A 13,086-nucleotide genomic window follows, 5' to 3' on the forward strand; every position below is an offset into this window, starting at 1 on the left:
AGGGGATTAATATGACCGCCGAAACCAATGACGAAAACGCAGCTTTAGTAGGCCCGTACCAAGGAAGCATGTCTCACAATGCCTATGATACACCAAAACGGATAGCCTTTTTTGAGATCACGCTAGCTATCGAAAACCGAAAACTCTCACCCAAGATCATCCAAACTGGATGCGTAGATATAGAAGATGGGAAAAGCTTTAAGTCTTATGTCAAAAAGGCCATGACAACGGGCCTTTTCCCAAATTCTAACAATCAACCAACACAGCAAACTGGTCGAGGCCGGCCCGGGAATCCAAACGGGTTTTCGTTAAATTGCAAAACACTGGATTATATCATCATCAAATTGTCGGAAGCAGATTTTGATAACTGGCGCTTCCCCAAAACACTGCCTCCCTTTTCTTCTGGAGATGAGAAATTCCAAAAAGCAGAAGGAAGAAAAGGGTTTCCGCCGATGTGCGCCATAATGGCTGAAGCTAGGCTTTTACAAATGGTTGGGTCCAAATTGAAAATAGCCCACCCAACTTCGCAGAATCCCGCAACGTGCGACAGCAAATGGGCGTATTTTGTTTTTGATGGTGAATTGGCGCACAAATACGAACCAAAATTCGCTGTTCGATACAATATCCATTTGGAACTCATAGATCCAATTACCGGGAACGGTGTACCGCTCATAATTGATCCCGATGTTGGCTTTCCTGATGGAACAGAACCATTGGTACCTCCACTAGCATAATATGACCACGCTATTGCAAATCCTGTCCATTGCCCGTTCTGGTAATCCAACGCGCGCATGGAGCCTTTTCCATGCCGCCGGATGGGATGAGCGAATTGATGAGCCTAAAGCACTTACATTAAAGGGACGATTGCTCAAAGATCGGGCCAAAGCAACGTCTGGAACTGAGTGTAAGAGGTATTATGGCAAGGCAGCGCAAGCCTATATGCTTGCTGCAGAAATAGAAGGTGACAATAGCTATCCGTTGATCAATGCAGCCACTCTCGCGCTCCTAGGCGGCAACGCTGGACGGTCGATCGAGCTCGCGAAAGAAACCTTGTCACTTATTGATAGAGATCCGACACAAGGTGAGAATGCTTATTGGAGGGCTGCTACACGTTCAGAAGCTTTGTTGTTGCTGGGCAACGATTCAGCAGCTCGTAGAACGCTTACTGAAGCTATCGCAAAGCTTCCGCTGGCATGGGAAGATCACGCTGCAACCATCGGTCAATTTGAATTGATTCTTTCTGAACAAGGAAAGGATGGTTCTTGGCTTGACCGACATCGCCCACCTGCCAGTCTATATTTCAGTGGGATGATAGGGCTAGATGAGAATAATCCAAAAACCTTGAGCACCATCAAAGAGGTTATCGATAACAAGGCGCCCCGCTTTGGTTTTGGTGCATTGGCTGCCGGCGCTGATATATTAATCGCCGAAGCGTTACTTAAATCAGGAGCTGAGCTACATGTTACGCTACCCTATTCGATTGATCGTTTTAGGGAAGTTTCGGTTACACCATTTGGGCGGCAATGGGTGCCGCGTTTTGATGCGCTCGTCGAGAGCGCCGTTAATGTCTATTCCCTGCCGGAAATGCCCAGCGCTGAGGAACGTTCTTTAGACGCTGCTGTTGAAATGGCCAATCTTGTAGCTATGGGACATTCTATTCGAAATGCTGGCTTGCTTAGAAGCACAGCGAACGCGCTGACTATCGTGGATTTAGGTAAAAAACCTGGACGAAACTTTCCGTCTTGGCTCGCCTCTGACCGAGATTACACGGTGATCGAAGCTGATCGAAAACCAAATATGGTAAGAGGATCGGGGAGCAATCCAATCGACAATACGTCCGATACCTTATGTGCAACACTGTTTTTGGGAAATGTGTGCAAAGAGATTGCTGATATACAACAATCTCAACAAATTGAATTTACAAAAGTTGGGAGTGGATATTGCTTTGAATCCACTCAGATCTTACAAGTTTGTGCCATTGCTAAAAGCGTTGCTAAAAAGTTTGATGGCATTCGAGCAAGTTTAATGATCGATGTGATGGATCGAGATAACCCTTCACAGTTAGTTCTTGAGCAGGCGAAAGATATCGCGCTTGCTTCTAGCGGAGGATCGGTTTTAACAGACTACAAGTCTGCCATGGTCCTAACACTTTTGAGCAAGGAAAACTCCATTCAGGAAATTGGAGAATTGAAGACTGCATATGGTGCAATTCCGATCTGGATCATCGCCTGACCGATCATTACTATACTATCAAATTTTTTAGCATCGACCGTGATAAAATTTCCAATCTTTCTTCATTCCGACGGATAATTCCTCGCCGCTCCAAGGCATTGATTGCACGAGAGCCAGTCTCTCGTGTCGTTTGAGCGGTTAAAGCTAAGGCTGCGATCACAGGAGGTGGCGAAATCTCGTTCCCTTCTCCGACTGTCTTCAACAACTCTGAATAGACCCGGCCAATTGCTGTCAGGGTTACTCGCGCAGCCATACGATCGAGAACACTATGGAATTGATCACCAAGAATTTTTGATAGTCCAAGACCAAAATCGGGATTTTCTCGAAGCAGTTGTATCATATCCGCCGCTGATATTTGCAACACTACCAATTTATGTTGGACGATTATGTCCGCTAGTGACTCGCGCGGCTCTGGAAATGCTCCAAATATTTCGCCCGGACCATACGCGTTTAACAGTCGAACCTGACCGTCGACTCCGATCACTTGCATTTGAGCATGTCCGTCAAGCGCAAGCCATATATGCGATCCGAAGTCCCCTTGATGTATGAGCGTGTCTTTATGGCGATATTCAACCAACGACATAGCCTCATTAAGCTTGGCCGCGGCTTCGCTTGAACATTGAAAAAACGAAGCAAGCGCAGAGAGTCGATCGTTGTAGTCCATAAAGCTCCGCCCCCATTAGTATTCAACACTAACAGGTATCTGGTTGTCATCAATAAATTCAAATGTCCGTGACCGCCGTCACGGGCTCCTGACTGCCTGCCCTTCTAGTTCAAACTCGCCACTTAGGTCGATCATCTAAGCAGCACAGTCGAATTCATGTTCGATTGTATGGAAATAAAGGAGCTCAAAAAATGACAATGCGTATGTCTCACGGGGAAAAATTAGGCGGCAAAAACCTACATCAGATGCAAGACCAAATGCAGCAAGCAAATTTGACTCTGAATGATCCGGGCCCTCTGCAAGATGGGACGTTCCCATTTTCTTACATGTTCCCAAATCTACAAAATTCGAGTTCTAGACTGATCGAAGAAAACCAAACAGTGGACAATCTTTTAGAGCTTGCCAAAGCCATCGCGGCAACGCCGGCAGATCAGGATGTGGATGGCCCAATACCTGCAGCATATACATATTTTGGCCAGTTTATTGATCACGATTTGACCTTGGACATTTCGAGTGGCGAAATCGATGAAGACAATCTCTATGAAATTCTAAAAGACCCTACCTCCACGTTGCGGTCACATAGATCACCGTTTCTTGAATTGGATTCGATCTACAACGCACCTGCGCCCCGGCAGCCAGAAGACAAAGCGAAAATGCTGTTGGACCCCACTGATGGCGGGCCCTTGGATGATCCGTTCCACGATTTGCCGCGCGAGAATATGGATGACACAAGTTGCCGTCACGGCAGGGTAGCTCTTACTGGTGATCCACGAAACGATGAGAACCTGGTCGTCGGGCAACTCCACGTAGCCTTTCTGAGAGCCCACAATGCTTTGGTCAACAAGGCAAGCACAGGCGGCAAAGGTGATACGCGGTTTATCGAAGCTCAGGGAAATTTGGTGCGTCTTTATCAATCGGTGATTGTTAACGATTATCTGCCGAGGATCTGTGACCGAGAAATTGTAGCTGACGTTTTTGAGAACGGCCCAAGTTTTCTAAAATGGTCAGACCGGTCAAAGGTCGCCATGCCACTCGAGTTTAGTGCAGCAGCTTTCAGATTTGGGCATTCGATGGTGCGAGGGCGCTACGGTGTAAACGACAGTTTTCCGGATCAGTCTTTGGAAGAGTTATTCACCTTTACAAGTTTAAGTGGCAGCATCAGCGGAAATCTTCCGGATAGCTGGCGTTTAGATTGGGATAGATTCAGTGATCGATCCGATCACACAGAACTCAATATGGCGAGAAAGATCGATGCCCGTATAGCCTTATCGCTAGCCAATCTTCAACATTGTGGAGAGCCAGTTGGAAGTATGATAGCTCGCCAACTTTCGGCGCTCAATCTTGTCAGGGGCTACCGCTTGCGGCTACCGACAGGCCAAGCAGTGGCCGATTGTATTGGCACCGATGTTCTGCAGGGGAATGACTTTCTTGATATTCTGCCGCCAGAACAAAAACAGGCCGTGTCTGCGGGCGGCTTCCACAATCGCACACCACTTTGGTACTATATATTGGCTGAGTCAGGAGACCCGTCAGGAGTCAATGGTAATCACCTTGGATCCGTTGGCAGTCGGATCGTCGCCGAGACGTTTTGGAATATCCTCTGTTACTCGCGGCCTTACAAAAGCGGGAAATCCGATGGGAACAAAAATGAGTTGCCAGATATCTTGAAGATGGCCGGCGTCTGAAAACGTTAACTTTTCGCACAAATCAAATTTCCAACAGGGAGAAATTTCATGTCTTCTTTCAAACTACCGACTCTTCTAATCTCATCACTGGCAATAACTGGGTGCTCTTCATTAAATTCTGCGCCGTACAGTTTTGCGCCACCTCCTGTGGCAATGACTTCTACCCAAAGCGTCAGTGAGAATGAGGCAAAGAAACTCAGTACTATTGCAGCACCGGGAGGGCTTGAAACATCAAGTGCTAAGAAAGTAAGGGAATCTAGGAATGCTTACATTGAACAATATAACAATTGGCTGACTTCAAATTTCGAACGAAATCCCAAAGGTGGGATTTTGTTAATCGATAAATTTATCAAACAGTATGAGATTGCCTTTCGCGAAACGGCAAATGGTCGGCAAGTTTTCGAACTGCCGTCTTTAGCTGCTGCCATTGGAGGCGTTGCAGCCACAGCTTTTGGAGGTAATCCCGATGCGGTGTTGTTCGGAGGGGCGGTTAGCTCGACTCTCGGCGCTGGAAATAAATACTATGCGCCGCAAGCAAAAGCGGAGATGTATGCAGACGCACTCAACGCATTAATCTGCCTTCGCCAAGTCGCTGATGGCGGCAAAGCCAAGAATGTAGCGGACACAATCGGTCCGCTGATGCTAGCGGAAAATAACGCAGGCTTGGTCTCGAAAATGAGTGATTTAGAACTAGATGAAAAAATGTATCGTTCGATAGAGAACGGTGTTCTAGGTGTTAGGACGGTTCTTTCTCACAGACTGCTGAGCGCCGGCCAATTCACGGACGCCTCGGCATTGGCAGATCAATTCAAAACAGCCGTCCTAGCTGAGTTAGAAGCTGCTCAAGCTGCAAAAGAAGCCGCAGATGCGATACAAAAATTGGAAAATGATGGTATCGTTAGTGGTCAAGAAATGGCTCTACTTATCCAGAATAGGCAACTTCTAGACAGCGGCCTAGATGGATTCCAAGCCCAATTGAAGATCTGCGTACTTCGAGCCAAAGCCTGATTTTCTCTCTCAACTAGATGATATTTATGAAGCGCGATATTCGCAGATTTATGGCTATCGGTGAATACACAGTTTCATTCCCATAAGTTCAACATACTGGATATTATCAACCTTTTTGGTGAATCTATTTTACCAAGCTCATTTGAGATGCCTCGAAACGGATTAAGATAAATTCACCATCAACAATTAGATTTTCAGCGCAATGCCAACCGATGTTGCTTTAGAAACAGCGACATATCAGGCGTAATTGAAATCGAGTAAATTGAAATACCGGAACATCAGATTTTGAATCCATTGTTCAGCAGAAACTAACATTGTTGAAATTCGAAATTCACAAATCGCGACCTAAGATTTATCAACATAATTTCCAGTGCTGTCAGAAAAATCCCAAAAACTGTGGAACTCTTGAATAATTGCCTGCCGAGGGTTGATTTTCATTTTTGCAACATATGCTAAATCTCTTTCCCATTGTTCAGTAATTGTCTCAATGAGAACTTTGTTTTCATCATTCATTTTCTAGCACCTGAGGGTTTGTTATTTTTGAGATTTGACTAATTTGCGTGGCCAATATTGCTTCTCGAGGTAGATGTGAGGTAGAAAGACTGGTGCATCGAGGCAATGCCTTTTCTTTAATCCAATCAATTGTATATCCAGCGCTGTCTTTCCTTTTTGGTGCAGAAAATACTTGCTCAAAAAACCTTGGTGCAACGCCGATAAAGGGTTCAAATTTTACTGCATGTTCAGATATCTGTGAATTTTCCAATTCACCATCGATTTTGACCTCTCTATCATACAATTCAGAAGTCATGCTTTTGGGATATGGCTCAATGTAAACAACTCGATCAATGTTTGCTGCAACGATGTGTCGTCCACACATGTGGCATGGAAAAGTGGTGGTATAAACGGTTCCACCATCAATTGAGACACCCCGCCTAGCTGCTTCTACAATCGCGTGCATTTCGGCATGAACCACACGACCAAACTCTATCAGGTTAGAAATTCGTAGGTCTTTAAACTCCCCTGTATGCTTACCAAACATTAAGTCGGAGACAAGTTCGTCAGTGTTCCGATCACTAGATTCGGAAAATCCAACGTTTTCATCCACAAAATCTAAAAGTTCTTTTAGAACATCTTGTTTTTTCACCGCGTTATAATCGCGGCCTTTTACAAAATCTCTATTATCGTCTTCGTTAGGGTCTCCCTGCCAATGCGCACCTCCATTTACACTTGGCACTTCGTTACAACCTCTCGCAACCACAAAGCCATCTCGATCAACAATGACCGCTCCGATTTGTCGCGATAAATCAGCAGATCGGAACGCGACAGCTTGAGCTTCGTACATGTGCATTTCATCGCGCGTTGGTGTAATGTAGGGGTCACCGAAGAGTAGCTTTAGAAATTTCTTCAAATTGGTTTCAAAGTCTTGATCTGTAGATATGAAGAAATCTGCTAAATGAAAGGTACTTGAAAGATTCTGACCTATCTTCGAACCAGGTTTTTTTTGATCAAGGGAAATTAGTTTTAAAGCTTCAGTTTTAAAGGTTGCAGCATCTGCAGTTTGGTACGACTTTTGTATTTTCGAAACTAATTCGTCTACGCGGTCTTGATGTTCCGAAAACGCAGATATCATTATGAATTTTGAGCCATACACCTTTCTCAAAAGTTTGACTTTTTCAGGATGCTTCAAGCTATTGATAATATAACATCGATTGTACAATTCGATATCTTCAAAGTCGACCGAGCAGTCTTCGCTAAGTAAGAATGTTTGACGAAGATTCCTTATTTTGGACAATATTAACGGGACTATTGCCGCACCACTTCCAACATCTCTCCGGATGTGATCTGCCGCATTCATCAAATATTGAACCTTTTTTTCAAATTTAGCTGCATCCAATTTTTCAAAAACTTTTTCATCGCATGCAGACGAAATCAGCTTACTTGCTCTAATCTGAAAGCTTTCGTACCCATATACTTTGACGAGTTCTTCAATCGTATCAGCCACATTACCAAGGTTCGTTCCTGCAGGCCCCGCTATACCAATAATTAATTCGGGCTTTGGGCAATCACTATTAAAATGTTTCATGATAGAACCTTTGATATCAACAATAATTACTTGATAAGGCATACAGTTTATACATATGTCAATATCGATACAATCTATCTTACAACTATCGGTTTGAGCATAAAGACCGTTGTCCTGAAATTCGCAAATCAAACAAGAGCGGAAGACTAAGGCATCTTTTTTGTTAGCGGAGGAGGGATTTGAAATGATTGTGAGAAAATTTCATTAAATCGTCGGGGAAATCACGAGACAAGACAAATTCTTTCTGACGTTCATTCCAATAACCATGAACATAAATTATGTGGCACATTGTAGAAAAAGGGCTGATGTACTTTATTGATCAAAGATTGGAGGAATGTTGGGGTATACAAGAAGTGATATTGCTTGGTTATGAAACTCTGAAAAAAGGACTGTTTCGAACACTTCTTCGTGGTCAGCCCAAATGCCTGCTGGAAGCCAATCTCCTTCAATAGCTGCAATAGATTGACCCTGAGCAGCAAGGCTCTTTGCTGGAAGTTCTATAGTTTTTTGTTTTGCACGAAAGTAAACACCGCTTCTTAGAAGTGGTTTGCTGCTCCAAGACCAATCGATAAACCCGTCCTTGCTCACTACGAGCATCGCTCGCTTAGTTGTTATTTCCAACCATTTCAAAATTGTGGCTGTGATTGAAGATTCATAGCGTTCAGCAAGTATTGCAAAATCGTCGACCTTTGGTTTCTTGATTGAATTAGCTTGTAGGCGAAAATCATCGAGAGGCATCAACAGAAAAGACGCAAACTCATTTGCTTGGCTTTCCATTTGACCATATTCAGAATTCCAAGCCCACATGTCGGACTTTGCGCAGAAAATTTCATTTTCGAGCAACTGGCGGTGTAGCAAATAGTGGCCCAATTCATGAGCCAAAGTAAAATTGATCCTGCCCTTAGAAGTCAGGCCAGAATTGTAGAATATGCCCCACTCATTGGTGCTGATTGGGTTTCTGACCAATGCACCTTCGAAATCGTTGGAAAAATTCTGGCCTTCAACTGTTGTAATGGGTTCTTCTGGAAAAACGTTTCTGGAGTACTCCTTGGCAACCTGCGTAACATCTATTGGAAAGCGTGCAAGTCCATGGGCCGCATTGAAGGCGGTTAGCACTTTCGATAAGTGGATTGCCCATCCGGATGGAGTTTTTGGAAGACCTATTTCCCTTTACTCCATACATCGATCATTTCCTGAAACCTTGTTTGGTCGGCTTCACCTAACTTGCTAAACTTTCGGAAAAAGGCTTCTTGTTTCTGAGCTTCATCGGGTTCTGACTTGTCGTCCATCAGGTAACCCGCTGTTGTCCCAAGCGCATCCGCTATTTTGGTGAGTTTTTCCGCAGATGGTTTCCTCACATCTCGATTCTCTAATTCCCACAAGTAACTTTTGCTCGTTGCGGCAATTTTTGCCAATTCGTCGAGCGAAAGACCCTTTTGCTTTCGGCATTCCGATAATTTTTGTCCTAGTGTTTTACCCATGATTCCTCATCTATTTGCCCCCTCAGATGGTGTTCGGTATATATCGAACAAATATGTTCTTGACAATAGCTATCCGGCTGTTCGATATATACCGAACATATTAATTCGATAAGGAGATTCTCAATGCCGAAAAAAGGTCCAGAAAGCCATCATGTTGTACCTAATCCAAAAGGTGGTTGGGATGTCAAGCGTGGCGGAAGTGAAAGAGCCAGCGGACATTTCGAATTGAAAAGCGATGCGGTCAATATCGGTCGTCAAATCAGTAGAAACCAAGGTACCGAATTTCGCATTCACAATCGGGATGGGCGCATTGCTCAAAGCGATAGCCATGGCAACGATCCTAGCCCTCCCAAAGGTTAGGTCTTTGCGCATGTGGACATTTGAAAACCCACATAAAGGAAGACTAAATGACAATTCATAGTATCCACTTAAGAAAGCTACTGCAGTTTTGTGCGTTAGAGGAACGGACTCTAATTAGTGCGTTAAAACGGGAACTATACCAAGATCGCCGAAAGATCGAATTTCCTGATGAAGGCGGTGGAGACTTTTATGTTCCATTCTGGAGTGATGCAAAGTCTCACGTAGTTCATGGACTCGACCTTGAAGAAGCCACAGAAGAACGAATTGCGAAGAACCCAGTTCATCGAAGTAGATTATACCCCCTATTGAAAGATGGCTTTCTTGAGTGGTGGGATGATGAACAGCGCGGAACGAATGAACTTATCTTGCCTTTGGAAGAAAGCGTTCACGCTCGATACAACCTTGAGGACTTCAACATAACGGTGAAAGTGGACAATTTGTTGTCATTACAGATTGGGGAAGACCGGCATCGAATCATCTATCCATATTTCAGGGAAACTCCCACACTCTCTCCTCGCTGGACACGGGTCGGATTATGGTTGATGCAAACGGCACTGGATGGTTTTGAAATTGAAGACATGCGTATTCTGGACGTTCAGCGTGGCAATGGATATTCTGTTTTGAATTATCCGCTGAATGGTGACGAAGAAGCAATATTGCTTGAGCGTTGCCACGAACTAATGACACACTGGACTCAACTGCAGGTTGAAAACGTCACCCGTTAACTAGGTGGTAGAGGAGGAGGGACTGGATCCCCCGACTCATGGATTATGATCCCGCTGGTCTGAGATTCAAAATAACAGCTGTGGCGTTCAATAAAATTTGAATTTCGTCCAAGTTGGATTCAAGATCACTTGAGAGTTGAGAAACAAGCTGCTCATCGATTTTGGTCGACTGCCCTTTGACGGCAATTTCATGCGCATCTTCAAGCCGAGCAGTTATTAGTGTAAATAGTCCTGTTCGCACAGCGATATGGTCGATTTTATCGTCATTTTTCATGCGTTCAGCAACGCTCATTATCAGCATGAAGTCCATATGCAGCTTCTGGATTTCTCCCAATCTTTCGACTGGACTTCCGTGTTCGATCGAGCATTGCTGTTGATGTCACGCAGACAAGTTGTGACAAGCTGTAGGACTTGAAGGTCCTGCGGCTTGGGTCAGTGGAAGCGTTGGATCCTCCAGCGCCAAACTGGAGCCTAATAAATGACCACAGCCAAAAAACCACAAACCAAAGCCGCTAAAGTCCAACAACTGCTGTCGCGTGCCAAGGGCGCAAGCATTGAAGAACTTTGCGAAGCAACGTCTTGGCAACCGCACAGCGTCCGAGCCTTTTTGACTGGTCTCCGTAAAAAGAACTTTGTGATCAATCGAGAGGCGCGGAGAGAAGACGGCACGGCTTATCGAATAGCTTCCAAACCCACTTTTGAGAATGAACAAACATGAGTGAGCTGGATGCCCAATTAAGAGAGCTTGCAACAATGCCCCCTGCCCAGCTCCGGTCTAGGTGGCGCGATCTATTCCGGCAGGCTGCGCCAGCAATAGCACCCGACCTTCTGCGCCGATCCATAGCTTGGAGATTGCAGGAGCGCCAACATGGCAGGCTGGCACCATCGGTCAAAAAGAAGATTGTTCAACTGCAAAAGCGTTTGGAGAAATCTGGAGGCGCCGATCTCACAAATGATATAGCGCTCAAACCTGGGACACGATTGGTTCGGGAATGGAATGGCAAAAGCTATCACGTACTTGTCTGTGAAGAAGGTTTTGAATTTGATAATCGGCATTATCGCAGTCTCAGTCATATCGCCGAAGAAATTACGGGCGCTCATTGGTCAGGACCCCGCTTCTTTGGATTGAGGAAACGCGGTGGGTTCAAGCCGAAGGTGCCGGCGGATGCCTGAGAAGAAAAGCAAAACCCGCTGCGCTATCTATACTCGCAAATCTACCGAAGATGGCTTGGAACAGGCCTTCAATAGTCTAGATGCGCAACGTGATGCGTGTGCGGCCTATATATTGAGCCAGACTCACGAAGGATGGGAGGGATCATCGGAACTTTATGATGATGGAGGCTTCAGCGGTGGCTCAATGAAAAGACCGGGTCTTGAACAGCTACTGCAGGATGTGAAAGCAGGGAAAGTTGATGTCATTGTCGTGTACAAGGTTGATCGCCTCACGCGGTCGCTTGCTGACTTTGCCAAGATCGTCGAAATACTGGATGAACATGGTGCCAGTTTTGTAAGCGTCACCCAATCATTTAATACCACCACCAGTATGGGCAGACTAACACTAAATGTACTTCTATCCTTTGCCCAGTTTGAACGCGAAGTAACGGGCGAACGCATCCGTGACAAGATTGCCGCCTCCAAGAAGAAGGGAATGTGGATGGGCGGTCCAGTTCCCATTGGTTATGACCTTGGAGACCGGAAGCTTCTCATCAATCATGAGGAATCCAAAACAGTACAGCATATCTTCAAACGCTATACAGAACTGAGGTCGGTGCCCCAGCTTGTCGATGAACTGGCAAGGCAGGGCTATCGAACGAAGATTCGTACTTACAAGGACGGAAGAAAAATTGGTGGCGTGACCTTTTATCAAGGCCCACTTGCTCAACTGCTTAAAAATCCAATCTATGTAGGCAAGGTGCGTCACAAAGATGAAATCTATGATGGGGAGCATGATGCCATCATCGAGCAAGAACTATTTGATCAGGTTCAAGCGATTTTTGCATCCAACAGAAACGACAATGCATTGGGCAAGAAGGCGAAGAACCCGAGTCTGCTGACCGGACTTATTACAGATCCTGATGGAAGGTCGATGACGCCTTGTCATGCATCTCGCGGGGTTAAACGGTATCGCTACTATGTGACGCGGTTTAAACTCGGAGAAGAAAAAACCGAAGCTTGGAGATTGCCATCCAATGAGATTGAGCGATTAGTCACTGACACTTTCGCCAAAGCTTTGATAAGCATAATACCTACCTCAGGTGATGCGAAGTTCATACAGGACCAAATCGACCGATATCAGGACATTGCTTATCGATTGCTCCACGGGACCATCACTCAAAAAAGAAAGAATTTGCTGGACCATCATCTAAGGGTTCAAGTCCGCCAGCAGAATGTCGAACTAAGCTTCAAGCCAGAGCCTGATAACGAGCCAATGCATGTCTCCGTCGATGCCAAGCTGGTTAAGCGAGGTAGCGAAGTCAAACTTGCTATCCCACCGAGCGGATCACCCCTAAAGTCCGTTCCAAATCCGACGCTCCAGAAACTCGTTGCGCAAGCTTTTGCGGCTCAAGATCATATGCTCGGCAACAAACCAAATTCCGCTATCGCACATTACAGCCGTCGTTATTTGGGACAGCTTGTCAGGATATCCTGGCTCGCACCGGATATTATTGCAGCCATAATGGATGGCACTCAACCATCTGAACTAACGGGCCGCAAGCTTACTCGCGTCAATAGCATTCCACTCGATTGGCCAAGCCAGCGCAAAATGTTCGGGTTCACCTGAACCGCTGCACCCCAACTTTCAAAAATAGTAACATACATCTGACAGCCACAAAAACGGCCTGTGAGA

Annotated in this window: 15 protein-coding genes; 9 read left to right on the forward strand and 6 right to left on the reverse strand. The window is 45.4% G+C overall.

All coding sequences use genetic code 11. The features are described from left to right. Positions 1-11: 11 nt before the first annotated feature. Entirely contained in the window at positions 12-734 is a 723-nt protein-coding gene (locus J4G78_RS06490) for a hypothetical protein (RefSeq protein WP_207989461.1), read from the forward strand. A gap of 1 nt (position 735) precedes the next feature. Then, the gene (locus J4G78_RS06495) at positions 736-2,232 is read left to right on the forward strand and encodes a tetratricopeptide repeat-containing protein (RefSeq protein WP_207989462.1); all 1,497 of its coding nucleotides are present in this window, start codon (positions 736-738) and stop codon (positions 2,230-2,232) included. Between the two features lie 10 nt (positions 2,233-2,242). Here J4G78_RS06495 and J4G78_RS06500 read toward each other — a convergent pair whose 3' ends face one another. After that, complete coding sequence (locus tag J4G78_RS06500) at positions 2,243-2,896, reverse strand: Crp/Fnr family transcriptional regulator (protein ID WP_207989464.1); 654 nt, start codon at positions 2,894-2,896, stop codon at positions 2,243-2,245. Between the two features lie 191 nt (positions 2,897-3,087). Here J4G78_RS06500 and J4G78_RS06505 point away from each other — a divergent pair, with 191 nt between their 5' ends. Then, entirely contained in the window at positions 3,088-4,581 is a 1,494-nt protein-coding gene (locus J4G78_RS06505; protein WP_207989465.1) for a peroxidase family protein, read from the forward strand. Positions 4,582-4,629: 48 nt separating this feature from the next. After that, positions 4,630-5,589 carry a hypothetical protein gene (locus J4G78_RS06510; protein ID WP_207989467.1) on the forward strand — a complete coding sequence of 320 codons (960 nt, stop codon included), beginning with the start codon at positions 4,630-4,632 and terminating at the stop codon, positions 5,587-5,589. A gap of 345 nt (positions 5,590-5,934) precedes the next feature. Here the strand turns inward: J4G78_RS06510 and J4G78_RS06515 are convergent, their stop codons facing one another. The 4 genes from J4G78_RS06515 to J4G78_RS06530 form a co-directional block, all read right to left on the reverse strand. Next, entirely contained in the window at positions 5,935-6,102 is a 168-nt protein-coding gene (locus J4G78_RS06515; protein WP_207989469.1) for a hypothetical protein, read from the reverse strand. Beyond that, positions 6,095-7,672 (reverse strand): anti-phage dCTP deaminase, encoded by a 1,578-nt coding sequence (locus J4G78_RS06520; protein WP_207989471.1) that lies wholly within the window; start codon positions 7,670-7,672, stop codon positions 6,095-6,097. Before J4G78_RS06520 ends, J4G78_RS06515 begins: the two co-directional genes overlap by 8 nt. A gap of 312 nt (positions 7,673-7,984) precedes the next feature. Further along, on the reverse strand, positions 7,985-8,788 hold the full coding sequence (locus tag J4G78_RS06525; RefSeq protein ID WP_207989473.1) for an ImmA/IrrE family metallo-endopeptidase: 804 nt from the start codon (positions 8,786-8,788) through the stop codon (positions 7,985-7,987). Between the two features lie 44 nt (positions 8,789-8,832). Then, positions 8,833-9,153, reverse strand: a complete 321-nt coding sequence (locus tag J4G78_RS06530) for a helix-turn-helix domain-containing protein (RefSeq protein WP_207989475.1) — start codon at positions 9,151-9,153, stop codon at positions 8,833-8,835. 123 nt (positions 9,154-9,276) lie between these two features. On the opposite strand from J4G78_RS06530, the gene J4G78_RS06535 reads away from it, so the two are divergent. Both J4G78_RS06535 and J4G78_RS06540 read left to right on the forward strand, forming a co-directional pair. Then, positions 9,277-9,513 carry a DUF2188 domain-containing protein gene (locus J4G78_RS06535; protein ID WP_207989477.1) on the forward strand — a complete coding sequence of 79 codons (237 nt, stop codon included), beginning with the start codon at positions 9,277-9,279 and terminating at the stop codon, positions 9,511-9,513. A 47-nt stretch (positions 9,514-9,560) separates the two neighbouring features. Beyond that, the gene (locus tag J4G78_RS06540; protein ID WP_207989479.1) at positions 9,561-10,238 is read left to right on the forward strand and encodes a hypothetical protein; all 678 of its coding nucleotides are present in this window, start codon (positions 9,561-9,563) and stop codon (positions 10,236-10,238) included. 43 nt (positions 10,239-10,281) lie between these two features. Here the strand turns inward: J4G78_RS06540 and J4G78_RS06545 are convergent, their stop codons facing one another. Further along, the gene (locus tag J4G78_RS06545) at positions 10,282-10,530 is read right to left on the reverse strand and encodes a hypothetical protein (protein WP_207989481.1); all 249 of its coding nucleotides are present in this window, start codon (positions 10,528-10,530) and stop codon (positions 10,282-10,284) included. 186 nt (positions 10,531-10,716) lie between these two features. Between J4G78_RS06545 and J4G78_RS06550 the strand changes: the two genes are divergently transcribed. From J4G78_RS06550 to J4G78_RS06560, 3 genes are read left to right on the forward strand one after another with little or no spacing between them, the layout of a single operon-like run. Then, positions 10,717-10,956, forward strand: a complete 240-nt coding sequence (locus J4G78_RS06550; RefSeq protein ID WP_207989482.1) for a DUF3489 domain-containing protein — start codon at positions 10,717-10,719, stop codon at positions 10,954-10,956. Next, complete coding sequence (locus tag J4G78_RS06555; protein ID WP_207989484.1) at positions 10,953-11,411, forward strand: DUF2924 domain-containing protein; 459 nt, start codon at positions 10,953-10,955, stop codon at positions 11,409-11,411. The genes J4G78_RS06550 and J4G78_RS06555 overlap by 4 nt, the downstream gene beginning before the upstream one ends. Beyond that, positions 11,404-13,020, forward strand: coding sequence for a recombinase family protein (locus tag J4G78_RS06560; protein ID WP_207989486.1), 1,617 nt, complete (start codon positions 11,404-11,406; stop codon positions 13,018-13,020). Before J4G78_RS06555 ends, J4G78_RS06560 begins: the two co-directional genes overlap by 8 nt. Positions 13,021-13,086: the final 66 nt, after the last annotated feature.

This window comes from Parasphingorhabdus cellanae, from assembly GCF_017498565.1.
GTDB lineage: Bacteria > Pseudomonadota > Alphaproteobacteria > Sphingomonadales > Sphingomonadaceae > Parasphingorhabdus > Parasphingorhabdus cellanae.

Bases quoted from the DNA above. Each gene is read 5' to 3' on its own strand.
- J4G78_RS06510 (WP_207989467.1), top strand. From the start codon at position 4,630: ATGTCTTCTTTCAAACTACCGACTCTTCTAATCTCATCACTGGCAATA.
- J4G78_RS06545 (WP_207989481.1), bottom strand. From the start codon at position 10,530: ATGAGCGTTGCTGAACGCATGAAAAATGACGATAAAATCGACCATATC.
- J4G78_RS06515 (WP_207989469.1), bottom strand. From the start codon at position 6,102: ATGAATGATGAAAACAAAGTTCTCATTGAGACAATTACTGAACAATGG.
- J4G78_RS06550 (WP_207989482.1), top strand. From the start codon at position 10,717: ATGACCACAGCCAAAAAACCACAAACCAAAGCCGCTAAAGTCCAACAA.
- J4G78_RS06555 (WP_207989484.1), top strand. From the start codon at position 10,953: ATGAGTGAGCTGGATGCCCAATTAAGAGAGCTTGCAACAATGCCCCCT.
- J4G78_RS06530 (WP_207989475.1), bottom strand. From the start codon at position 9,153: ATGGGTAAAACACTAGGACAAAAATTATCGGAATGCCGAAAGCAAAAG.
- J4G78_RS06490 (WP_207989461.1), top strand. From the start codon at position 12: ATGACCGCCGAAACCAATGACGAAAACGCAGCTTTAGTAGGCCCGTAC.
- J4G78_RS06520 (WP_207989471.1), bottom strand. From the start codon at position 7,672: ATGAAACATTTTAATAGTGATTGCCCAAAGCCCGAATTAATTATTGGT.
- J4G78_RS06560 (WP_207989486.1), top strand. From the start codon at position 11,404: ATGCCTGAGAAGAAAAGCAAAACCCGCTGCGCTATCTATACTCGCAAA.
- J4G78_RS06540 (WP_207989479.1), top strand. From the start codon at position 9,561: ATGACAATTCATAGTATCCACTTAAGAAAGCTACTGCAGTTTTGTGCG.
- J4G78_RS06505 (WP_207989465.1), top strand. From the start codon at position 3,088: ATGACAATGCGTATGTCTCACGGGGAAAAATTAGGCGGCAAAAACCTA.
- J4G78_RS06495 (WP_207989462.1), top strand. From the start codon at position 736: ATGACCACGCTATTGCAAATCCTGTCCATTGCCCGTTCTGGTAATCCA.
- J4G78_RS06535 (WP_207989477.1), top strand. From the start codon at position 9,277: ATGCCGAAAAAAGGTCCAGAAAGCCATCATGTTGTACCTAATCCAAAA.
- J4G78_RS06500 (WP_207989464.1), bottom strand. From the start codon at position 2,896: ATGGACTACAACGATCGACTCTCTGCGCTTGCTTCGTTTTTTCAATGT.